At 27.2% G+C, this 25,088-nt stretch carries 17 protein-coding genes and 1 pseudogene; 4 read left to right on the forward strand and 14 right to left on the reverse strand.

The window, feature by feature from the left end; all coding sequences use genetic code 11:
* Positions 1–15: 15 nt before the first annotated feature.
* Positions 16–587 (reverse strand): annotated as a pseudogene (rsmD, locus tag AB4W74_RS00120) (16S rRNA (guanine(966)-N(2))-methyltransferase RsmD).
* 125 nt (positions 588–712) lie between these two features.
* Here rsmD and ftsY point away from each other — a divergent pair.
* Together ftsY and rpoH are read left to right on the forward strand one after the other, a co-directional pair.
* On the forward strand, positions 713–1,768 hold the full coding sequence (ftsY, locus tag AB4W74_RS00125; RefSeq protein ID WP_367681999.1) for a signal recognition particle-docking protein FtsY: 1,056 nt from the start codon (positions 713–715) through the stop codon (positions 1,766–1,768).
* A gap of 131 nt (positions 1,769–1,899) precedes the next feature.
* Positions 1,900–2,757, forward strand: coding sequence for an RNA polymerase sigma factor RpoH (gene rpoH, locus AB4W74_RS00130; RefSeq protein ID WP_367682000.1), 858 nt, complete (start codon positions 1,900–1,902; stop codon positions 2,755–2,757).
* A gap of 164 nt (positions 2,758–2,921) precedes the next feature.
* On the opposite strand, the gene glmS is transcribed toward rpoH, so the two are convergent.
* Both glmS and glmU read right to left on the reverse strand, forming a co-directional pair.
* Complete coding sequence (gene glmS / locus AB4W74_RS00135) at positions 2,922–4,748, reverse strand: glutamine--fructose-6-phosphate transaminase (isomerizing) (RefSeq protein ID WP_367682001.1); 1,827 nt, start codon at positions 4,746–4,748, stop codon at positions 2,922–2,924.
* An 84-nt stretch (positions 4,749–4,832) separates the two neighbouring features.
* A complete protein-coding gene (glmU, locus tag AB4W74_RS00140; protein ID WP_367682002.1) occupies positions 4,833–6,191 on the reverse strand; it encodes a bifunctional UDP-N-acetylglucosamine diphosphorylase/glucosamine-1-phosphate N-acetyltransferase GlmU in 1,359 nt (452 codons plus the stop codon).
* Between the two features lie 191 nt (positions 6,192–6,382).
* Between glmU and AB4W74_RS00145 the strand changes: the two genes are divergently transcribed.
* Positions 6,383–7,189, forward strand: a complete 807-nt coding sequence (locus AB4W74_RS00145) for a Cof-type HAD-IIB family hydrolase (protein WP_367682003.1) — start codon at positions 6,383–6,385, stop codon at positions 7,187–7,189.
* A gap of 49 nt (positions 7,190–7,238) precedes the next feature.
* On the opposite strand, the gene metR is transcribed toward AB4W74_RS00145, so the two are convergent.
* The gene (metR, locus tag AB4W74_RS00150; protein ID WP_367682004.1) at positions 7,239–8,141 is read right to left on the reverse strand and encodes an HTH-type transcriptional regulator MetR; all 903 of its coding nucleotides are present in this window, start codon (positions 8,139–8,141) and stop codon (positions 7,239–7,241) included.
* Between the two features lie 134 nt (positions 8,142–8,275).
* On the opposite strand from metR, the gene metE reads away from it, so the two are divergent.
* The gene (gene metE / locus AB4W74_RS00155; protein WP_367682005.1) at positions 8,276–10,534 is read left to right on the forward strand and encodes a 5-methyltetrahydropteroyltriglutamate--homocysteine S-methyltransferase; all 2,259 of its coding nucleotides are present in this window, start codon (positions 8,276–8,278) and stop codon (positions 10,532–10,534) included.
* Between the two features lie 200 nt (positions 10,535–10,734).
* On the opposite strand, the gene purH is transcribed toward metE, so the two are convergent.
* From purH to secE, 10 genes are all read right to left on the reverse strand, one after another.
* A complete protein-coding gene (purH, locus tag AB4W74_RS00160; protein WP_367682006.1) occupies positions 10,735–12,315 on the reverse strand; it encodes a bifunctional phosphoribosylaminoimidazolecarboxamide formyltransferase/IMP cyclohydrolase in 1,581 nt (526 codons plus the stop codon).
* A 176-nt stretch (positions 12,316–12,491) separates the two neighbouring features.
* On the reverse strand, positions 12,492–12,764 hold the full coding sequence (locus AB4W74_RS00165) for an HU family DNA-binding protein (protein ID WP_367682007.1): 273 nt from the start codon (positions 12,762–12,764) through the stop codon (positions 12,492–12,494).
* Positions 12,765–13,225: 461 nt separating this feature from the next.
* On the reverse strand, positions 13,226–17,473 hold the full coding sequence (rpoC, locus tag AB4W74_RS00170) for a DNA-directed RNA polymerase subunit beta' (RefSeq protein ID WP_367682008.1): 4,248 nt from the start codon (positions 17,471–17,473) through the stop codon (positions 13,226–13,228).
* A 73-nt stretch (positions 17,474–17,546) separates the two neighbouring features.
* Positions 17,547–21,575 (reverse strand): DNA-directed RNA polymerase subunit beta, encoded by a 4,029-nt coding sequence (rpoB, locus tag AB4W74_RS00175; protein ID WP_367682009.1) that lies wholly within the window; start codon positions 21,573–21,575, stop codon positions 17,547–17,549.
* A 187-nt stretch (positions 21,576–21,762) separates the two neighbouring features.
* Complete coding sequence (gene rplL / locus AB4W74_RS00180) at positions 21,763–22,131, reverse strand: 50S ribosomal protein L7/L12 (protein WP_367682010.1); 369 nt, start codon at positions 22,129–22,131, stop codon at positions 21,763–21,765.
* A gap of 69 nt (positions 22,132–22,200) precedes the next feature.
* Entirely contained in the window at positions 22,201–22,698 is a 498-nt protein-coding gene (rplJ, locus tag AB4W74_RS00185) for a 50S ribosomal protein L10 (protein ID WP_367682011.1), read from the reverse strand.
* Between the two features lie 247 nt (positions 22,699–22,945).
* Positions 22,946–23,641 (reverse strand): 50S ribosomal protein L1, encoded by a 696-nt coding sequence (gene rplA / locus AB4W74_RS00190; RefSeq protein ID WP_367682012.1) that lies wholly within the window; start codon positions 23,639–23,641, stop codon positions 22,946–22,948.
* Between the two features lies 1 nt (position 23,642).
* On the reverse strand, positions 23,643–24,071 hold the full coding sequence (rplK, locus tag AB4W74_RS00195) for a 50S ribosomal protein L11 (RefSeq protein ID WP_367682013.1): 429 nt from the start codon (positions 24,069–24,071) through the stop codon (positions 23,643–23,645).
* Between the two features lie 50 nt (positions 24,072–24,121).
* Positions 24,122–24,667, reverse strand: a complete 546-nt coding sequence (nusG, locus tag AB4W74_RS00200; protein ID WP_367682014.1) for a transcription termination/antitermination protein NusG — start codon at positions 24,665–24,667, stop codon at positions 24,122–24,124.
* A gap of 5 nt (positions 24,668–24,672) precedes the next feature.
* Positions 24,673–25,056 carry a preprotein translocase subunit SecE gene (gene secE / locus AB4W74_RS00205; RefSeq protein WP_367682015.1) on the reverse strand — a complete coding sequence of 128 codons (384 nt, stop codon included), beginning with the start codon at positions 25,054–25,056 and terminating at the stop codon, positions 24,673–24,675.
* Positions 25,057–25,088 lie beyond the last annotated feature (32 nt).

Below are 25,088 nucleotides of genomic sequence, written 5' to 3' on the forward strand. Positions count from 1 at the left end.
AATAATTTATTTTTTTTATAGATAGACAATATAAAGATAACACGCTATTTTAGATGTGGTTTTTTTTTTATGTAAGATCCAATTTTTCGGTGCAGAAAAAATATTTTCTTTTTTCATTTCTATATAAATTAATGATTTATTTTTTATAAATTTATTTTTTTCTAATAGAAAAATTGTTTGATCAACTAATTTTTGATTATATGGTGGATCAATAAATATTATATCATATGGTTTTTTTTTTTTTTGAGCCAATCAATAGTATTAGTATGTATTAATTCTAAATTTGATATATTTAAATTTTTAATATTTTTTTTTAAGGAAAATATTGTTTTTTTTTCTAATTCTAATAAAGTTACAAATTTTGCATATCTAGATATAGCTTCTATTCCTAGTGCACCGCTACCTGAAAAACAATCTAAACAACGAGAATTTACAATATATTTAGATAACCAATTGAACAATGTTTCTCTTATTCGATTAGTTGTTGGTCGTATATTAGGATTATTTTTAATTAATATTTTTTTTCCCTTAAATTTTCCAGAAATAATATAAATTTTCCCATTTTTTTTAAAAAAATAATTATACATTTTATTAGATTTTTTATGTTATTAATATAATTTATTTTATTATTAAATAAAGTTTAAATAAATATTTTTATTTCTTAATTTTAAAATAAAACAATTATTGTTTATTTAAATATAGGAGTATTAAAGTGAGTAGTAATAAAAAAAATGGTTTTTTTTCTTGGATTAATTCTAAAATACACATGGAAAGTAAAAAAGACAAAAATGAAGATAAATTAATAACAAATGAAACAAGTAATGTTAAAAATTACAAAAATGTATTTAATAAAAAAGCAACTTTTCTTTTTAAATTAAAGAAAGGATTAAATAAAACTAAAAAATTTTTTGGTGATGGCATTAATAATATTTTTTCATCAAAAAAAATAGATGATACTCTTTTCGAAGAATTAGAAGAAACTATGATTTTATCTGATATTGGAATTAATACTACAGATAAAATTATTAAAAAATTAATTAATGATACAAGTCGCAAAGAACTAAAAAATACTGAAAAAGTATATTCTATTTTAAAAGATAGAATGCACTCTATTTTAAAAAAAGTAGAAATTCCTCTAGAAATATCTCATCAAGTCCCTTTTGTTATTTTAATAATAGGAATTAATGGTACAGGAAAAACTACAACAGTGTCTAAATTGGCGAAAAAATATAAATTAGAAGGAAAATCTGTTATGCTGGCAGCAGCAGACACGTTTCGGGCAGCTGGCATAGAGCAACTACAAAAATTAGGAAAGTTAATCAATACTCCTGTTATATCTCAATCTTTTGGTGCAGATCCCGCTGCAGTAGCATTTGATGCCGTAAAATCTGCTATTTCAAAAAAAATAGATGTTTTAATTATTGATACTGCTGGAAGATTACATAATAAATTGCATTTATTAGGAGAATTAAAAAAAATAATTAGAGTTATAAAAAAAATAAATTTGTCTTATCCCCACGAAATTATATTAGTTCTTGATGCTTGTAATGGGCAAAATATAGTTAAACAGACAGAAACATTTCACCAAGAAATAGGAATTACAGGATTGATTATTACTAAATTAGATGGAACGGCAAAAGGTGGAGTTATTTTTTCATTAGCTGATCAATTTTTAATTCCTATTCGTTACATTGGTATCGGTGAAAAAACAGATGATTTAGTTGTGTTTAATAGTAAAGATTTTATTCATTCTATCTTTCAAAGATAATTTATTAAGCAATATTTTTCTACGAATAGTATTTTTATAAAATTTTGATTTTAATTTTTAATTACAGTATGATAAAACAGTCCCACATATTTATACATATTAAATATATTTTTTAATGCGCGGGAATTACAATGATTAGTAAAGTACAGATGTTGTCTGTAACAGCACTAGGTAATTTAGATGCTTATATTAGAATAGCTAATTTATGGCCCATGTTATCTATTAAAGAAGAAAATTCATTAGCTAAACGTTTGCGTTATCACGGTGATTTAGATGCTGCGAAAACTTTAATTCTTTCTCATCTTCGTTTTGTTATTCATATTTCTCGCCATTATTCAGGATACGGTTTACTTCAAGCTGACTTAATACAAGAAGGTAATATTGGTTTAATGAAAGCAGTGCGAAGATTTAATCCAGAGATAGGAGTGCGTCTTGTTTCTTTTGCTGTTCATTGGATTAAATCAGAAATACATGAATATGTATTACGTAATTGGAGAATTGTTAAAGTAGCTACTACTAAGTCTCAAAGAAAATTATTTTTTAATTTAAGAAAAAGCAAAAAAAGATTAGGTTGGTTTAATGAAGAAGAAATTGAAATAGTAGCTCGGGAATTAGGTGTAAGCAATGAAGATGTAAGAGAAATGGAATCCAGAATGTCAGCTCAAGATATTACTTTTAATGCATTTCCAGAAGAGGATGTAAAAGATGGGAAAATAAATAATAATATGCTTTATTTACAAGATAAAACTTCTAATTTTGCTAATGGACTTGAACAAGATAACTGGGATAAACATGCTACCGATAAATTAAGTAGTGCTTTATTAAAATTAGATGAACGCAGTCGAAATATTATTCGCGCACGTTGGTTAGATAATAAAAAAAAGAGTACTTTACAAAAAATAGCAAATGATTATGGTATTTCTGCTGAACGTGTTCGGCAATTAGAACAAAATGCTATGAAAAAATTAAAAATAGCTATAGAAAATTAGTTTTTTTATTTAATCAATTTAATAAAATAAAACTAAAAATTTATTAATTTTTTTAACGTTCAACGAATATTTATATAGAGTATGAGATTAAATTTTTTTTTAACTGAGAACTCATACTCTTTTTTAAAAAAATTGTATTTTTAATATAAATATCGATCAATTTTTTATTCTACTGTAACTGATTTTGCAAGATTTCTTGGTTGATCAATGTTTTTTCCCTTACGTAATCCGATATAATAAGCAAGTAATTGTAATGGAATTATATATAAAATAGGCGCTATTATTTCTTCTACATATGGAATTTTTATAACAGTCATATTTTCTTCTAAATCTATTTCTTGGTCTGAAAAAACATAAATTATACCACCTCTTGCAGATATTTCTTTAATATTTTTTTTTGTTTTTTCAAGCAATGAGTTTTTTGGTGCAGTAATAATAACTGGTATATTTTTATCAATTAGTGCTAGTGGACCGTGTTTGAGCTCTCCTGATGGATAAGCTTCAGCATGAATATAAGAAATTTCTTTTAATTTTAAAGCACCTTCCATAGCAATAGGGTATTGGTCTCCTCGACCAAGAAATAAAATGTTATTTTTATTACATAATTGATGCGATATAGTTTTAATTATATTGTTTTTTTTTAAAATTTCTTCAATTCTAAAAGGTAAAGTAGTTAATATATTAGCTATTTTTTTTTCAATGTTACTTTTTTTTTGTTTTAATTTTGTTATTTTTGCTACTAACATTAATAAAACAGTTAATTGTGTGGTAAAAGATTTTGTAGATGCTACACCTATTTCTATCCCTGCTTTAGTGAGTAAATAAAAATCAGATTCTTGAACTAAAGAAGAACCTTTCATATTACATATTGTTAAATTTCCTAAATATCCTAATTTTTTTGATATTCTCAGTGCCTCTAAGGTATCAGCTGTTTCACCAGATTGTGATAAAGTAATAAAAAAACTTTTTTTTCTAACAGCTAATTTTCGTGAAGAAAATTCAGAAGCAACTTCAACGTCACACGGAATACTAGCAAGTGACTCAAACCAATGTTTAGATACCATTGCAGCGTGATAGGAAGTTCCACATGCTACTATTTGAATATGCTCTATATTTAAAAATATTTTTTTTGCTCTATATCCTAATTCAGAAAAATTTATTTTATCTTTTTTTATACGATGATGCAAAGCATGACGAATAGAAGAAGGTTGTTCGTATATTTCTTTTTCCATATAATATTTATATTTACCTTTACCTATTGTTTTATATTTTACATTTGATATTATTTCTTTTCTTTTTTTTATAAAACCATGTTTATTAAAAATTTTAATATTTTTGCTATGAATAATAGCAATATCTCCTTCTTTTAAATATATTAATCTTTTTGTAATATTTAATAGCGCAATTTGATCAGAAGCTATAAAATTTTCTTTTTGACCTAATCCAATAACTAGCGGACTTCCAGAACGTACTGCTATTAATTTTGATGAATTATATGCATCCATAATAACCATGCTGTAACTACCATGTAGCCTATTTTTACTGTTTTGTATTACTTCTATAAGAGATTTTCCTGTTTTAGTTTGTTCCCAGTGTAATAAGTGAGCAATGACTTCAGTATCAGTATCGGAATGAAATATATAACCTTTTTTTTCTAAAAAACTACGTAGTTTTAGACTATTTTCAATAATACCGTTATGAACTATAACAATATTTGAAGAAATATGAGGATGTGCATTTTCTTCTGAAACTTTACCGTGAGTAGCCCATCTAGTATGAGCAATACCAATTTTCCCAAATATTTTTTTTTGTTTTACTTTTTTTGAAAGTTCGTTTACTTTTCCTATACATCGGATTCGAATAATATTTTTTTTTTGATTTATTATAGCTAATCCTGAAGAATCGTATCCTCTGTATTCTAATCTTTTAATGCTTTCGAGAAGAAAATCAGTTATATTTCGTTCTGTTACTGCAGCAACAATACCACACATAGAAACGTACCTTTTTAATTTTATGAAATAGTTTTTAATAATATTTTTTGCATTAATCGTTTTATTTTATCGATTAATTTTTTATCATTTTTTAGGATGTATCAATTTTTTTTTTTCTTCTTTATTATTATAAACCAAACATGGTGTATCAACATCGTGTATTAAAGTTGTTCCTGCAGCAATAATTGTGTTTTTTGCAATTTTAATGGGCGCAATTAGTTCTGTATTTGCACCTATAAAAACGTTATCTCCAATAATAGTTTTGAATTTATTTACACCATCATAATTGCATGTAATGCTACCTGCTCCAATATTCACTCGAGCGCCAACTTCAGAATTTCCTAAATAACTAAGATGTTTAATTTTAGATAATTTTTTTATACTACTTTCTTTAATTTCAACAAAGTTGCCTATGTGAATGTGATCGTATAATATAGTTTTAGGTCTTAAATGAGCAAAAGGACCTACAATACATTTTTTTCCTACTGTGACGTTTTCTATAATTGTATATTCTTTTATTTCACTTTTATTGCCAATAAAGCTATTTTTAATCACAGATCCAGCTCCAATTTTTACATCATTTCCTAAAACAATTTTTCCTTCTAATACGACACCAGTGTCTATTTCTACATTTTTTCCATGCTTTAAGACTCCTCTTAAAATAAAATGATATGGGTCTTTTAATGTTACACCTGAAAGAAGCAAATCATCAATTTGTTTTTTTTGAAATATTTTTTCTAATATAGATAATTGTAATTTATTATTTATGCCTAATATTTCTTCGTAATTTGAAGTTTGTATTGTTTTAATTATTTTTTTTTCTAAATAAGCAAAATGAATAATATCAGTTGCATAAAATTCTTTTTTGATATTTTTATTTTGAACTTTATTTAACCATCCTTTTAAATCTTTTGCATTTGCTATAAATGTACCAGAGTATACTTCTTTTATTTTTTTTTGATCTGCATTTGCGTGTTGATCTTCTATTATTTTAATAATTTTTTTATTTTTTCTAAAAATTCGTCCATATCCATCAGGATTTTCAATTTGTGCAGTTAATAGGGTAATATGAGATTTTTTTTTGTATTTTATTAATTTTTTTATTGATTTTTCTGAAATAAATGGCATATCTCCATATAGAATAATTATATCATCGTTATCTGAAAAGTATTTTGATGCTTTTAGTATTGCGTCCCCTGTCCCTTTTGGCTCTTTTTGGATTACCCCTTGGACATATTCATTATTAATTATAGATAATATTTTTTTTTCTTGATCTTTATAAACTAATATTATTTTATTAGGTTTAATAGATTTCGCTGTTTTTATAACATGTTCCAAAATTGTTTTTCCACCTAGTTTATGCAATACTTTAGGATAATTAGATTTCATTCTGCTACCTTTTCCAGCTGCAAGGATAACTATATTTATTTCTTTTTTTAACATGAATATACCCTTTCTTATAATTTTTAAGATTCTATTTTTTAAAGAATTTTACAATATTATTTTAATTTCAATTTTTATTTTAGATGAAAGTTTAGATTGGTTTTACAAAAAAATATATCTTTAACTTATTTTTATATTTGTAATATATTTTGTATATATTAAAAATATATATTTTTTTATTGAGGTTTTTTATGTATCGAGTTATTACAGTAGATTTAGATGGTACTTTACTTTCTCCAGAAAATAAAATAACAAAATATACTAAAAAAATCATAAAATTATTAATAGAAAAAGGATTTTATTTTATTTTTGCTTCAGGTCGTCATTATATTGATATGATAAATATTCGAGATAATTTAAATATTAAAGCTTTTATGATTACTTCTAATGGTGCTAAAATATATGATGTAGATAATGTATTAATTTTTGAAAATAATTTAAATCCGAAAATTGCTTTAAAATTGTCTAGAATAAGGTATCTAGATACAGATATTATTACTCAAGTATATCGGAATAATCAATGGTATATAAATAATAATAAAATAGACAATAATTTTTCTCCGACCTTATCATTATTAAAATATAAATATTTTTTTCCAGATAAGTTTAATTTTAATAAAGTTAGTAAAATTTTTTTTACAAGTTTTAACTTTAATAAATTAAAATTCCTTGAAAAAGAAATTATTTCTACTTTAAAAAATAGCGTTAATGTAAGCTTTTCTATGCCAGGTTGTTTAGAAGTAGTGTCCAAAGAAGTTTCAAAAGGATATGGACTAAATTTAATATCTAATATTCTGGGTATTCCTTTGAAAGAATTCATCACTTTTGGTGATGGAATGAATGATTTAGATATGCTGAGTATTTCTGGTAAGGCATGCATTATGCAGAATGGAGATGTTCGTTTAAAAAAAATTTTAGCATCTGCTGAAATTATTGGAAGTAATAAATATGATGGTGTTGCAGTTTTTCTAAACAATAAATTTATACAAAAAAATTAAAGCCTTTAACGATTTTTAGGACGAAAATTTTTTAAAAAAATTGCGGTTTTCATGCATCACGAATAAACTTTAAATGAGTAGCGGCGTTTAAACATATAGAATGAATAAAATTTTTTATAATTAATTCTTTCTGATCGCCATTACGTATAGCAGCATATAAACGTTTCCAAATTCCATTTCCTAATTTTTTTGTTACAATTAATCCTTGTTTTTCAAAATTGTATACAACCCAATGTGGTAATGCAGTAACGCCCATTTGTGCTGATACCATTTGAATTAAAAGTAATGTATTATTAACATTTTTAAAAATAGGTATAATACCAGCTGGTTGTAAAAATAGTTTCCATATATCTAATCTATCACGCTGAACAGGATATGTCATTAGTATTTCTGATGCTAAATCTTCTGGTAAAATACTTTGTTTTTTTTGAACTAAATTATGATGAGGAGATAGTACTAAACGTACTTCAAAATCAAACATAGGCATATAAAATAAATTACTTCTTGGTAACACTTCTGAAGTTAATACAATATCTAATTTTCCTTGTTGAAGAGACGGTTGAGGACTAAACATGACATCTGAATAAAAATCAACTTCCACTCTTGGCCACTTTTTTCGAAATGTTTTAAGTGCTGGTGTTAACCATTGAATACAACTGTGACATTCAATAGCTAGTTTAATATTCATTTGATGATTTTTTTTACAATTTTTAATTGCTTCATGAATTTTTGGTAATATTTCTTTTGATAACTGCAGTAGAATTGCACCTTGTATTGTAAATTTTATAGGATTGCTTTTTCTAATAAACAATTTAAATCCTAGTTTTTTTTCTAGCTCATTGAATTGGTGAGAAATTGCTGATTGCGTTTGGTGCAATTGAATTGCTGCTCCACTTAATGAACCGCTATTTTTTAAAGCTTGTAGTGTTCGAAGATGTTTGATTTCGATCATGAGATTCCTTCATATCGAGAATTAACTATTTGCGCTTGCGAATTTTATTTAATACTAGAATTATAAGATATCTATTTTAAATAAATCAATATATAAAAATTTATTAGTAATTAATTTAAAAAATTGAGGAAAAAATGCTTATTTCTAATCATACACTTGGATTTCCAAGAATAGGTTTAAATCGTGAACTCAAAAAAGCTCAAGAAGATTATTGGTCTGGTAATATTACATATGAAAATTTGTTATCTGTAGGATCAAAAATACGAAGGGGGAATTGGAAGAAGCAAAAAGATGCTGGAATTGATTATATACCTGTAGGAGATTTTGCCTGGTATGATCATGTATTAACTACCAGTATGATGTTGGGTAACATTCCTGATAGACATCTTAATTTGAATAAAGAAAAAGATTTAGATTGTTTATTTCGCGTTGCTCGTGGTGCGTTTCCAGATATTTCTGCTTCAGAAATGACTAAATGGTTTAATACTAATTATCATTATATAGTGCCAGAATTTGATAAAAATAGAAAATTAAATTTTTTTTGGAAACAAATTTTACACGAAACTGATGAAGCTTTATCTTTAGGATACAAAGTAAAACCTGTTATTTTAGGTCCTATTACATATCTTTGGTTAGGAAAAGTAAAAGGAGAAAAGTTTGATCGATTAGATTTACTTAAAACTATATTACCAATATATAAAGATATTTTAAATAAATTATCTCAACGCAATGTTGAATTTATTCAAGTTGATGAACCAGCCTTAGTATTAGATCTTCCGGAAAAATGGAAAAAGGCATATTTATATGCGTATGAATATTTACATGGAAAAAATAAAATATTATTAACAACTTATTTTGATAGTATTGAACATAATTTAGAGTACATTCGTAATATACCTATTTACGGTATTCATATTGATTTAATTTTTGGAAAATATGACTTATTTAATTTTAATTCTAAAATACCTAAAGAATGGATGTTGTCTTTAGGAGTGATTAATGGTCGAAATGTATGGCGATCTGATCTGATGTATTGGTTTAAAAATATTTCTACTATTACAGGTTTTCGAAAAAAATTATTAATTGGTTCATCTTGCTCTTTATTGCATTCTCCAATTGATTTAAAAAAAGAAAATAAATTGGATCAAGAATCTAAAAAATGGTTTTCTTTTGCTGTACAAAAATGCAGTGAATTAAGTTTATTATCACAAGCTTTGAATACAAATAATATAGATTTTATTAAAGAATGGTCTGCACCTATTCATGATCGTAATTTTTCCAAAAGAGTACACAAAATTGAAGTAGAAAAACGTTTATCTGATGTCTTAAATATTAAATTTAAACGTTTAGATTGCTATGAAGTACGTTCTCAAGAACAAAAAAAGAAATTTAATTTACCAATTTTTCCAACAACTACTATTGGTTCTTTTCCGCAAACAATTGAAATAAGAAAATTACGAAGCGATTACAAAAAAGGATTAATAAATTATAGTGCATATGAAATAGGAATAAAAAAACATATTCAGGAAGTCATAAAAGTACAAGAAGAATTAGACATAGATGTTTTAGTGCATGGAGAAGCAGAAAGAAACGATATGGTTGAATATTTTGGTGAACATTTAGATGGATTTGTGTTTACGGAGAATGGTTGGGTTCAAAGTTATGGTTCACGTTGTGTTAAACCTCCTATTATTATTGGTGATATTAGTCGTCTTAAACCAATAACTGTAAAATGGTCTAAATATGCACAATCTTTAACAAAAAAACCAGTAAAAGGCATGTTAACAGGACCTGTAACTATTTTGTTTTGGTCTTTTCCTAGAGAGGATATTTCATTAGAAAAAATTGCTAAACAAATTGCATTAGCATTACATGATGAGGTCTTAGATTTAGAAAAAGAAAAAATAGAAATTATTCAAATTGATGAACCTGCATTACGAGAAGGTTTACCTTTACGAAAAAGTTTATGGAATGAATATTTATGTTGGGCAGTTGATGCATTTCGTTTAAGTGCTTCAGGTGTAAAAAATAGTACACAGATTCATACGCATATGTGTTATTGCGAATTTAATGATATTATGAATTCCATTTCTGCATTAGATGCAGACGTAATTACAATTGAAACTGCTCGTTCAGATATGGAGTTACTGGAATCATTTAAATTATTTAAATATCCGAATGAAGTGGGTCCTGGAGTATACGATATTCATTCTTCAAATATACCTAATGTTCAATCAATAATTTTTTTATTAAGTAAAGCAATAAATTATATTCCTATAGATCGTATTTGGGTAAATCCAGACTGTGGTTTGAAAACTAGGAATTGGAATGAAACTATATTAGCATTAAAAAACATGATTTATGCTGCGAAAAAAATGAGAAATAAAATATAAAATAATTTATAAAAAAAGATTAGTTTTTTATAAAATTAGTTAATAAATTCAAAATTAAATCATCTTTTAGATTTTTTTATTAAAAGTAATTAATCTAAATGATGATTTAAAAAATTTTTTTCAATATATAGTTAAATGATATTAAAAAAAATCAAATTAAAAATTTTATTAATTGAGTAAATATATTTATTAATTTTTAATTAATGCGTAAATTGACGTTTATGAGTAAAAATCATCGTTATGTTATGTTCGTTAGCAGATTGAATGACTTCGTTATCTCGAATAGAACCACCTGGTTGAATAATACAACTAATGCCGATTAAAGCTGCGCTATCTACACCATCCCGAAAGGGAAAAAAAGCGTCAGAAGCCATAGTTGCACCAATAGTATTATAATAATTTCGGTCTTTTACTTTTAAATTAGCTAATTTAGTTGCATCAATCCTACTTGTTTGTCCAGAACCTATTCCTATAGTAGTCTTATTAAGACTATAGATAATGGCATTTGATTTAACAAATTTAGCTACTTTCCAAGAAAAAATAGCATTTTTTAATTCTGTTTTAGTAGGTAAACGTTTTGTAACAACATGAAGTTTATTTACATCTAATTTATCTCTATTATATTCTTGTAGGAGCAATCCATTCGTTACTCGTTTAAAATCTAATCCCTTTTTGTTATCTTTAAATTTTCCACAAATAAGAACACGTATATTTTTTTTATTTTGTAGTATTTTTAAACTTATCGGATGTATTTCGGGAGCAATAATAACTTCAACAAATTGTTTTTTAATAATTTCTTCAATTGTTTCGACGTCTAATAGAGTATTAAATGCAATAATTCCACCAAAAGCTGAAATAGGGTCTGCATGATAGGCAGATAAATAAGCTTCTCGAAGAGAAGTACTTTCAGCAACTCCACAAGGATTGCCATGTTTAACAATTACACATGTTGGTTGAGAAAATTCTTTTACACATTCTAGTGCTATATCAGCATCACATATATTATTATAAGACAGATCTTTTCCTTGTATTTGATATGATGAACTAATCGTTCCTGATTTTAATTCTTTTTTGTCTATATAAAAAGAAGATTTTTGATGTTGATTTTCTCCATATCTTAAATTTTGTTTTTTTATAAAATTTAGTTTAATTTTATCTGGAAAGAGTTTTTTTTGATATTTTGATTTAAAATTTTTATTTTTTGTAAAATATTTTGAAATTTCTTTTTCATAATTTGAAGTATATTCAAAAGCTTTAGCAGCTAAATCAAATCTTTTTTCTAAACTTATAGCTTTATTGTTAATTAGATGAATAATTGATTCTAAATCTAAAAGATCTACTATTATTATCACATCTTTATAATTTTTAGCAGCAGATCGAACTAAAGTTGGACCACCAATATCAATATTTTCAATAATTTTTTCTCTATTATATTTTTCTTGTATGCTGACTTTATCAAATGGATAAAAGTTAACAATGACTATATCCATAGGTAGTATATTATACAATTTCATACATTTTTCGTCTTGTTGTCTTCTACCTAGAATACCACCTATTATTTTAGGATGTAATGTTTTAATTCTTCCATTCATGATTTCAGGGAAATTTGTATATTTTGATACTTCTATAACTGGTATTTTATTTTTTTTTAATATTTTTGCTGTTCCTCCTGTAGAAAATAAATTAATTTTTTTATCTAATAACATATTTGAGATTTTTAATAAATGCATTTTATTTGATAAGCTGATTAAAGCATTTTTTATAGAATAATTTAATAACATAATGTCTTTTCTTTTTTTATAAAAAAACTTTTTTTAATTGGTTTGAATATACAATATATAAAAATGTATTTATATCTAAATATGAGAAAAATAAATATTTTATTTTTTTATTTTTCTTATAGAATTTTTTATTAGGGGCGATATGCCCCTTTAATTTTTTAATATAATTGTATAAATTACTTTATTGCGTTTTTTAGTGTTTTTCCAGATATAAAACTAGGAACTTTTGTTGCAGGGATAATAATTTCTTGTCCTGTCTGAGGATTTCTTCCTGTTCTAGATGCACGTAAATTAACTTTAAATGTACCAAAACCAACAATCTGTACTGATTCTCCTTTTTTTAAAGATTCAATGATTGTTGATAGTATTGTTTCTAAGGTTGATTTAACTTGTATTTTAGATAAATTAGATTGCTTGGAAATCATGTTAATTAGTTGAGTTTTATTCATTATTTTCCCTTTCCTTACTTAAAAAGTAACAATTAATTTAATTATTTTTTTCATAAATTCAAGATAAAAATAATTTTTAATATGAATTTTTATAGATTTTATGAATAAGATAAAAAACATGTCTAATTGTATTTTTAATATAAATGAATTAATATTAGTTTAATAAAAAAGTTAATTAAAAATAAAAAAAACAATTTTTTAAAGTTGAAATATATAATATATCTTAAAATAATTAAAAAGATAGTATAAATAAAGGATGTATACGTGTTTTTAGAATAATTAATGTATATTTTTTTTAATAAAATTTATTAAATTTTTAACTTTTTTTGAATAAAAAAATTATTTAAAAGTTTTGAACTGAATGAAAATATATACACATAAGTATATGTATTATTTTTTAAATAAAAAATTTTTGTATTTTGGCTGCTTTTAAAAGCAGCCATAGTATTTTTTTAAAATATTTATATATCATCATTTTTTACAAGAGTAGAATTTAATAATTCTGACAAACTTGCAGATGCTTCTTCTGCACTTAATTGTGAAGAAGAATGATTATTTTTATTTTTTATAATTTGATTGTTGTTTTTATGACGACGATTTAAACGTTCTTTATGATATGCATATCCTGTACCTGCAGGTATTAAACGACCTACGATGACATTTTCTTTTAATCCTCGTAATTCATCTTTTTTTCCTGCTATTGCTGATTCTGTTAATACTCGCGTTGTTTCTTGAAATGAAGCAGCAGATATAAAAGACTCGGTTGCAAGAGAAGCTTTAGTTATGCCTAATAAATCTCTGGAAAAAGTAGCTGATTTTTTTTTATTTTTATTTAGAATACGATTTGAGATTTTTATTCGAGAAAATTCTACTTGCTCTCCGTCTAAAAATTCTGAGTTGCCCGATTTTATTATAGTTGCTTTTCTTAGCATTTGTCTGATAATGACTTCTATATGTTTATCGTTAATTTTAACACCTTGTAGACGGTATACTTCCTGTACTTCATTTACAATATATTTTGTTACTGCTTGTACTCCTCTTAAACGCAGAATATCATGTGGTGATTCCGGTCCATCTGATATAACATCACCTCTTTCTACTCTTTCTCCTTCAAAAACATTTAATTGTCTCCATTTTGGAATCATTTCTTCGTATGCATTACTTCCATCTACTGGTGTTATAACTAATCTTCTTTTACCTTTTGTTTCTTTTCCAAAAGATATAATTCCACTAATTTCAGCTAAAATTGCTAGTTCTTTTGGTCGTCTAGCTTCAAATAAATCAGCAACTCTTGGTAATCCACCAGTAATATCTTTTGTGCCTCCTGATTCTTGAGGTACTCTTGCTAGAGTGTCACCAGAACTAATTTGAACTCCGTCATTAATTTGCACAATTGCTTTTCCAGGTAAGAAATATTGTGCTGGCATTTCTGTACCAGAAATAAGAACATCATTTCCATTTTTATCAACAATTTTTAATGATGGTCTTAAATCTTTCCCAATTGCCATTCTTTCAGCTGTATCTAATACGACTATGGAAGATAACCCTGTTAGTTCATCTGCTTGTCTTGTAATACTTTGTCCATCTACCATATCTATAAACTGAATAAAACCATTGACTTCAGTAATAACAGGAATAGTATGTGGATCCCATTTTGCAACTGTTTCTCCTGCATTCACCTCTTCGCCATGTCCCTTAGCCATAATAGCACCATAGGGGACTTTATAGGTTTCTTTGGTTCTTCTGAAATTATCAATTATATTGAGTTCTACATTTCTTGAAGTAATTACTATTTTCCCTGCAGAATTAGTTACAGATTTTGCATTATTAAGATTAATAATACCTTTGTTTTTTATTTGAATACTTGATTCTGTAGCTGCTCTTGATGCTGCTCCACCAATATGAAAAGTTCTCATTGTTAATTGTGTACCCGGTTCTCCTATCGACTGAGCAGCTATTACTCCTATTGCTTCTCCTTTATTAACTAAGTTACCTCGCGCTAAATCACGACCATAACAATAGGAACAAACACCAAAATTAGTTTCACAATTTACTACTGAGCGTACTTTTACAGTATCTATAGAATTTTTTTCTAAAAGATCACACCATTGCTCATTTAATAGAGTATTTCTTTCAATTAAAATTTTTTTTGTGTTGGGAATTAATATTTTTTCAGCTGTAACTCTTCCTAAAACACGTTCACGAAGTGGTTCTTTTACATCTCCTCCCTCTATTAAAGGGGTCATTAAAATTCCTTCATGTGTCCCACAATCGTTTTTTGTAACAACTAAATCTTGAGCTACATCTACTAAACGACGTGTTAAATAACCAGAATTAGCTGTTTTTAAAGCTGTATCAGCTAATCCCTTACGTGCTCCATGTGTTGAAATGAAATATTGTAACACGTTTAAACCTTCTCTAAAATTAGCTGTTATTGGTGTTTCAATAATTGATCCATCTGGTTTTGCCATGAGTCCTCTCATACCAGCTAATTGACGAATTTGTGCTGCCGATCCACGAGCCCCTGAATCAGCCATCATAAATATGCTATTGAAAGAAATTTGTTTTTGTATTTTTCCTTTTTTATTTAATACAGATTCAGTAGATAAGTTTTCCATCATTGCTTTAGCTACTCTTTCATTTGCAGCTGCCCAAATGTCAATTACCTTATTATATCTTTCCCCTGCTGTAACTAATCCAGATTGAAATTGTTCTTGTATTTCGGCTACTTCAATTTCCGCTTCATGAATGATGTTTGATTTTTTTTCGGGTATAACCATATCATCAATTCCAACGGATGCTCCAGATCTTGCAGCATAAGCAAAACCTGTATACATAATTTGATCGGCAAAAGAAACAGTAGGTTTTAAACCTAAAATACGATAGCAAGTATTCAACATTTTAGAAATATCTTTTTTACCTAAAGTTTGATTTACAATATTATATGGCAATCCTTTAGGCACAATCATCCATAAAATAGCCCGTCCTATAGTGGTATTTATTATTTTTTTTGTAGGAGAAAAACTGTTGTCTTCGTTTTTTTTATATTCTGTTATACGTACTTTAACTAAAGAGTGTAGTTCTGCAATACCTAGTCGATAGACTTTTTCTGCTTCATTAGAATCATTTAAAATCATTCCTTCTCCCTTTCCATTAACTTTTTCGCGGGTCATATAATATAAACCTAATACTACATCTTGAGAAGGCACGATAATTGGTTCTCCATTAGCTGGAGAGAGTATATTATTTGTAGACATCATTAAGGCTCTAGCTTCCAATTGTGCTTCTAAAGTCAACGGAACATGAACAGCCATCTGATCTCCATCAAAATCAGCGTTATAAGCTGCACATACTAAGGGATGTAATTGAATAGCTTTTCCTTCTATTAAAACCGGTTCAAAGGCTTGTATTCCCAATCTATGTAAAGTAGGCGCGCGATTAAGAAGAACAGGATGTTCTCGAATGACTTCGTCTAAAATATCCCATACTATTGCCTCCTCTCTTTCAACCATTTTTTTTGCAGATTTGATAGTATTGGCTAATCCACGTACTTCTAATTTTCCATAGATAAAGGGTTTAAATAATTCTAATGCCATTTTTTTAGGTAAACCACATTGATGTAAATGAAGACAAGGTCCTACAGTAATTACTGATCTTCCTGAGTAATCTACACGTTTTCCAAGAAGATTTTGTCGAAATCGGCCTTGTTTTCCTTTTATCATATCCGCTAGTGATTTTAGAGGTCTTTTATTAGATCCAGTTATAGCCCTTCCTCTTCTACCATTGTCTAATAGAGCATCTATTGCTTCCTGTAACATTCTTTTTTCATTTCTAACAATAATATCAGGTGCAGCTAAGTCCAATAATCTTTTTAATCGGTTATTTCGGTTAATTACTCGACGATATAGATCGTTTAAATCAGATGTTGCAAACCTTCCTCCATCTAGTGGAACTAATGGACGTAAATCTGGTGGTAGTACTGGTAAAACAGTAAGGATGATCCATTCTGGTTTATTATGAGATTGTATAAAGGATTCTAATAATTTAATTCTTTTAGTTAGTTTTTTTCTTTTTGTCTCGGAATTAGTATCGTTGAGTTCTGTTCTTAAATTTTCACATTCTTTTGTTAAATTAATATTTTTTAATAAATGTTGAATTGCTTCTGCGCCCATTGTGGCATGAAATTCGTTTCCGAATTCTTCTAGTGCATCTAAGTATTGCTCTTCAGTTAAAATTTGACGTTTTTCAAGATTTGTCATTCCTGATTCAATAACCACATATGATTCAAAATACAGTACTCTTTCAATATCTCTTAAAGGCATATCTAATAATAAACCTATACGTGATGGTAAGGACTTTAAAAACCAAATATGAGCAGTAGGAGACGATAGTTCTATATGACCCATTCTTTCACGTCTTACTTTACTTTGTGTCACTTCAACGCCGCATTTTTCGCAAATTACTCCTCGATGTTTTAGTCTTTTGTATTTTCCACATAAACATTCATAATCTTTTACTGGACCAAAAATACGAGCACAAAATAGTCCATCTCTTTCAGGTTTAAATGTGCGATAATTAATCGTTTCTGGTTTTTTAACTTCGCCAAATGACCAAGATCTAATCATATCAGGTGATGCCAACGAAATTTTAATAGCATCAAAATCTTCAGTTTTAGTTTGGGCTTTTAAAAATTTTAGTAAATCTTTCACGCATGATCTCTCGTTGGAGTGAAATTTTTGAAGGTGTTAAATTCATATTTTTTATTTGACATTTATATAAAATTTATTCGTTTTCTAATTCAATATTAATACCTAACGAGCGTATTTCTTTTATTAGAACATTAAATGATTCTGGCATTCCAGGTTCCATTTGATGATTCCCATCGACAATATTTTTATACATTTTTGTTCTTCCGTTAACATCATCAGATTTTACAGTTAACATTTCTTGTAATGTATAAGAAGCTCCATATGCTTCTAAAGCCCAAACTTCCATCTCACCAAAACGTTGTCCTCCGAATTGAGCTTTTCCACCTAATGGTTGTTGAGTTACTAAACTATAGGAACCAGTAGAACGTGCGTGCATTTTATCATCTACTAAATGATTGAGTTTTAGCATGTACATATAACCAACAGTAACAGGTCTTTCAAATTTTTCACCTGTTCTTCCATCAAATAGAGAAATTTGTCCAGAAGTCGGAAGATTTGCAAATTTTAACATTTCTTTTATTTCACTTTCTTGTGCTCCATCAAATACTGGAGTAGAAATAGGCAGACCTTTTTTTAAATTTTTTGCTAAATCTAATATTTCTTCATTTGAAAAATCATCTAAATTAACTTTTTGTGTTTGATTTTCTCCTAAATCAAAAGCTTTTTGAATATATTTTTTTAAATTAGATATTTTTTCTTTTTGTTTGATCATATTGTTAATTTTGTCGCCTATACCTTTTGCGGCCATTCCTAAATGTGTTTCTAATATTTGTCCAATATTCATTCGAGATGGAACACCTAAAGGATTTAAAACAATATCAACAGGTACACCATTTTCATCATATGGCATATCTTCAACAGGATTAATTTTTGAAATTACCCCTTTATTTCCGTGTCGTCCTGCCATTTTATCACCAGGTTGTATTTGACGTTTTACAGCCAAATAAACTTTTACTATTTTTAAAACGCCTGGTGCAAGATCATCTCCTTGTGTAATTTTGCATCTTTTTGTTTCTATCTTTTTTTCGAATTCTTTTTTTAGTTTATTGTGTTGATGTAGGAGTTTTTCTATTTCTTTTTTTTGATTTATATTTTTTAAATCTATATTAAACCATTTTTCACAAGGCATTTTATTTAAAAAATTTTCTTCTATATTAAAAGAAATAAGAGTTTTTTTGATTCTTACAAATAAACTAGATTCAAATATTTTAAATTCTTCTGTTAAGTCTTTTTTTGCTTTTTTTAGTTGCATACTTTCAATTTCTAGTGCTCTTTTATCTTTTTTTACACCATCTCTAGTAAAAATTTGTACGTCTATTACAGTTCCAGATACCCCATTAGGAACGCGTAATGAAGAATCTTTTACGTCAGAGGCTTTTTCGCCAAAAATAGCGCGTAATAATTTTTCTTCTGGTGTCAATTGTGTTTCACCTTTAGGCGTAACTTTTCCTACTAATATATCTCCTCCAGTTACTTCTGCTCCAATATATACTATCCCTGATTCATCTAATTTAGATAAAGCTGCTTCTCCTACATTTGGTATGTCAGAACTAATTTCTTCTGGTCCTAGTTTTGTATCTCGGGATATACAAGATAGTTCTTGAATATGAATTGTAGTAAATCTATCTTCTTGTACAACTTTTTCTGACACTAATATAGAGTCTTCAAAATTATATCCATTCCATGGCATAAAGGCTACTCGCATATTTTGACCTAAAGCAAGTTCTCCTAAATCAGTAGATGGACCATCTGCTAATACATCACCTTTATTAATTTTTTCATTTAGTTTTACACATGGTTTTTGATTGATACAAGTGTTTTGATTGGATCTAGTATATTTCGTCAAGTTATAGATATCTATTCCAGCTTCGCCTGTATTTGTTTCTATTTCATCAACTTTAATAATAATACGAGAAGCATCTATATATTTAATTCTTCCCCCTCTTTTAGCTACTATTGTAACTCCTGAATCTACAGCTACTGCTCTTTCCATTCCAGTTCCTACTAAAGGTTTGTCGGTTTTTAAAGTAGGAACTGCTTGGCGTTGCATATTAGCTCCCATTAATGCTCTATTTGCATCATCATGTTCGAGAAAAGGGATTAAAGAAGCTCCAACAGAAACGATTTGTTGAGTAGATACATCCATATAATCAACTTGATTACAATTAAACAAACTCGATTCACCTTTATGTCGACAAGTTACCAAATCATCGATAAAACAATTATTTTTATCTATATTAGTATTAGCTTGAGCAATAATATAATTGCCTTCTTCTATAGCAGATAAATAATGAATTTCGTTGGTGATAAAACGATTTTGTACTTTTCTATAAGGTGTTTCTAAAAACCCATATGAATTAGTTCTTGCATATACTGATAAAGAATTAATCAAACCAATATTTGGTCCTTCTGGTGTTTCTATAGGACAAACACGTCCATAATGTGTTGGATGTACATCTCTTACTTCAAATCCGGCTCTTTCTCTTGTTAAACCACCTAAACCTAATGCTGAAATTCGTCTTTTATGTGTTATTTCTGATAAAGGATTATTTTGATCCATGAATTGAGATAATTGACTAGATCCAAAAAATTCTTTAACTGCAGCGGATATTGGTTTTGCGTTAATCATGTCTTGTGGCATTAAATTATCTAAGTCGCCTACAGATAATCTTTCCTTAACTGCTCTTTCTACCCTTACTAAACCAATTCTAAATTGATTTTCTGCCATTTCTCCTACTGATCTAATTCTTCGATTACCTAAATGATCAATATCATCTACTTCTCCCTTTCCGTTTCGGATATCAATTAGTTTTTTTATTACATCTATAATATCTAATTTATTTAAAGTACTATTTCCTTCGATTTCTTGACGCAAAAGAGATCGATTAAATTTCATTCTTCCGACTGAAGAAAGATCATATCTATCTTCTAAAAAGAATAAATTTTCGAATAAATTTTCTGTTGCTTCTTTAGTAAGAGGCTCTCCAGGTCTCATAACTCGATAAATTTCCATTAATGCACTCATGCGATCAACAGAAGAATCAATTCTTAAAGTTTCAGAAATATAAGGACCATGATCTAGATCATTCGTAAAAAGTGTTTCTATAGATGAAAAATGAGATTTTTTTAATTTTGTTAATATTTCTAAAGATAATTCCGTATTAGATGAAACAATTATTTCTTTAGTTTCAGGGTTTATATATGTTTTAGATACTGTCCTGCCTAAAATATATTCTACTGGTACAGTGATGAAATCTACTTGATTTTTTTTTAATTCTTGGATATGTCGTGCAGTAATACGACGACCTTTTTTTATATATACTTTTCCATTTTTTTTAATATCAAAAGATGCAGTTTCACCTCTTAGTCTTTCAGATACCAGTTCTAGTTGAATTTTTTCATTTTTTATATGAAAAATATTTTTTTCAAAAAATAAATTTAATATATCTTCTGTATTATAGTTAAGTGCACGTAAAATAATAGTTACAGGAAGTTTTCTTCGTCTATCAATTCTTACAAATAAATTATCTTTTGGGTCAAATTCAAAATCTAGCCAAGAACCTCGATAAGGAATAATCCGTGCATTATATAAAACCTTTCCTGATGAATGTGTCTTTCCCTTGTCACTGTCAAAAAATACTCCAGGACTACGATGTAATTGAGATACGACTACTCTTTCTGTGCCATTAATTATAAAAGTTCCATTATTTGTCATTAATGGTATTTCGCCCATATATACTTCTTGTTCTTTTATATCTTTAACTGTAGGTTCTAGAACATCACGTTCATAAATAACAAGACGCAATCTTACTCTTAATGGTGCTGAATAAGTAGCACCTCTTATTTGACATTCTTTAACATCAAATATTGCATTTCCTAAACGATAACTTACATATTGAATTTCAGAATTTCCATTATACCCCCGTATAGGAAATACAGAACGAAAAGCTGCTTCTAATCCATGTTGACCTTCTGGATCCGCTTTAATGAATTTTTTAAAAGAATCGATTTGGATCGAAAGAAGATATGGTATATCTAAAACTTGGGGGCGTTTCCCAAAATCTTTACGAATGCGTTTTTTTTCGGTATAAGAGTAGACCATGGGGTTCCTAAGCTCGTTGACAAATGAATTAAGACTAAATTGTCTTTTTGTCTGAAGGAGAGACAGTTTCTATTGTTTAAATTAAATTTTTTAAAATTATTATGTACTATTTACATCAAAACGGCTGGTGAATTAAAAACACCAGCCATTCTTATAGAATTTACATAAATAAAAATATACAGTATTTTTATTTTATTTCTATTTCAGCTCCTGCATCTTCTAGAGTTTTTTTAAGAGATTCTGCATCATTTTTACTCATATTTTCTTTTAAAATTGTTGGAGCAGATTCTACTAAATCTTTTGCTTCTTTTAATCCTAAACCTGTTGCGCTACGCACACTTTTAATTACAGAAACTTTATTAGGACCAATAACTTTTAGGAAAATATCAAATTCTGTTTTTTCTTCTACGGTGTTTTGTTCATTTTTGTTATTGTTATTCATAGACATATTTGCAGAGACGTCAAATTTTTTTTCCATTTCTGCAATAAGCTCGACAACATTCATAACAGACATTTCTGAAATAGCTTCTAGAATTTGTTCTTTAGTAATAGACATAGCAATAATTCCTAATAAAAATTAGAATTATTTTAGATGTGAATAATACATCAAAAATAATAACTTCTTTTAAGAAGTCTCTTTTTTTTCTTTTATAGCAGATAGTGTATAAATGAGTTTTCCAGCAACTAATATTTTTAGTGTTACTAAAAGTTTTTTTATTGCTTCTTCATAAGTAGGCATATCTGCAAGTTGGTTAATTTCTAATTCAGATAATAATTTACCTTCAAAAACAGCTCCTTTGATTTTAAATTGTTTATTTTTTTTTTCAAATTCTTTAAATAATCTTACGCCACTTCCAGGATGTTCTGTAGAATAAGCTATAAAGTTAGAACCTTTTATTTTTTTTTTTAAACACTCAAAAGCAGTATTTTTAATAGCCAAACACAACAAAGTATTTCGAACAATACTCATTTTTACACCAACTTCACGTCCTAACTTGCGTAGTTGATTTATTTTATTTACTGATATACCTTGAGAATTTGCTATGATTGCTGATAGTGCTAAATTAGAAATTTGATGTATTTTAGAAACGATTGTTTTTTTTTTCTTAAGATTTAATGCCATTTATCGTATTCTCCTATAATTTTATGCAGAGAAAAGATTTTATTTGATTTATAAAATTTTTATTAAATATATTAGTAAGGAAAATTGTATTTTTAGCCCTATAATAAGATTTTAAAAAAATGATTAAATAATATTTAAATTTAGGTTTTAAAAATTTTTTTAATTATAATTAATTTTGGATTTTTTTAAAAATGGGGTTTTTATTATAGATAAAAATTTTTCTATCGTAAAGTAAAAAAAGATTCAATTAAATAGATAAACTAGATTGATCAAGGATTAATCCTACACCCATAGTGCTTGATAAAACTATTTTTTTTATATATATTCCTTTGGATTGAGGAGGTTTTGCTTTTTTAATAGATTTTAAAAAAGCGTTAAAATTTTCTTTTATTTGATTTTTCTCAAAATTTATTCGACCAATTGTAGCATGAACAATTCCATTTTTGTCATTACGGTAATAAACTTGTCCGGTTTTGGCATTTTTAATGGCTTGGGAGATATTATCAGTAACAGTACCTAATTTAACGTTAGGCATGAGTCCACGAGGACCTAGTATTTGTCCTAATTTCATAACAATTTTCATAGCGTCTGGAGAAGCAATTGCAATTTGAAATTTAATACCTTCTTTTTTTATTTTTTCAGCCAGATCTTCCATCCCTATAAATTCTGCTCCTGCTTCCTGTGCTATTTTTACATTTTCACCTTGAGTAAATACAGCCACTTTAATGCATCGTCCGATGCCGTATGGTAATATTGTGGCACCTCGAATATTTTGATCTGATTTTTTAGGGTTAATTCCTAGATTAATAGCAACATCAATACTTTCGATAAACTTTACTTTAGATGATTTTTTTAATAATTTTATTGATTCATTTATAGAATACATTTTTTTAGAATTTATATCATTTTTAATTATTTTCATGCGTTTATTAGGTTTATTCATTTTATTCCTCAATAACCAAACCCATTGATTTTGCTGTTCCTTCAATAGATCGAATAATACTATTAATATTAGAACCAGTCATATCATTTTGTTTAGTTGTTGCTATTTCTTTAATTTGCGATTTTGTTATTTTTCCAATTTCTTCTATTTTTGGTTTTTTTGATCCCGATTTTATTTTAGCTGCTTTTTTTAATAAAATTGATGCTGGTGGTGTTTTTGTAATAAATGTAAAAGAACGGTCAGAATATACTGTTATAATTACTGGTATTGGTAAACCTTTTTCTATTTTTTCTGTTTTTGAATTAAACAGTTTACAAAACTCCATAATATTCACCCCTTTCTGTCCTAGTGCAGGACCTATAGGTGGACTAGGATTAGCCATTCCAGCAGCTACTTGAAGCTTAATATAAGACTGTATTTTTTTTGCCATCTCTAAAATTCTCTTAAATAGAAAATACTTATTACTAAAAATAAGTAATGTTAATTTTTTTCAACTTGTCTAAAATCTAATTCTACAGGGGTTGCTCTACCAAAAATAGAAACAGATACTTTTAATCTACTCTTATCATAGTCTACTTCTTCTACAACACCATTAAAATCTGCAAATGGACCATCATTTACACGAACCATTTCTCCAGGTTCAAATAAAGTTTTTGGTCTTGGTTTATCTCCAATTTGACGTAGTCTATTAATAATGATTTCTACTTCTTTATCACTAATAGGTGATGGTTTATCTGATTTTCCTCCTATAAAACCTAATACTCGAGGAACATTTCTTATTAAATGCCATGTTGAATCTGTCATAACCATTTGAATTAAAACATATCCTGGAAAAAATTTGTATTCGCTTTTTTTACGTTGTCCGCCTCGTATTTCAATAACTTCTTCCGAAGGAACCATAACGTCTCCAAAAAAATTTTCCATTTTTTTTAATTTAATATGTTCTTTTATTGATTGTGCAACTCGACCTTCAAATCCAGAAAAAGCTTGTAATACATACCATCTTTTTTTTTGATTTTGATGCATTTTTTTTAAAACCTTAAACTAATAATAAATGCTATTAAACGAAATATAATACTATCTATCCCCCATAAAAGTAGAGACAATACTGTTGTTACAGAAATAATGATAATTGTAGTATATAAAGTCTCTTTATATTGAGGGCAAATTATTTTTTTTATTTCATTTTTTGAAGCATTTATATATAAAAAAAAATTTTTCCCTTTTTTTGTATAACATACAATAATAATTGCACAAAACAGCAATAAAGTTAGTATAGAAATACGTGTAAAAAATTGAATTTTATCGAAAAATAAATTAATAAAAATCGAAATAATTAAAATTATAGCTATTAAAAACCACTTTATTTTTTCTAAAGATTTATATCTTTTCTGATTAGGTATGCGAATATTCATAGTTTCTCTTAATAATTATAAGAATAAAATAG

This window comes from Buchnera aphidicola (Hyalopterus amygdali) (assembly GCF_964059015.1).
In the GTDB taxonomy this organism is placed as follows: Bacteria; Pseudomonadota; Gammaproteobacteria; order Enterobacterales; family Enterobacteriaceae; genus Buchnera; species Buchnera aphidicola_BN.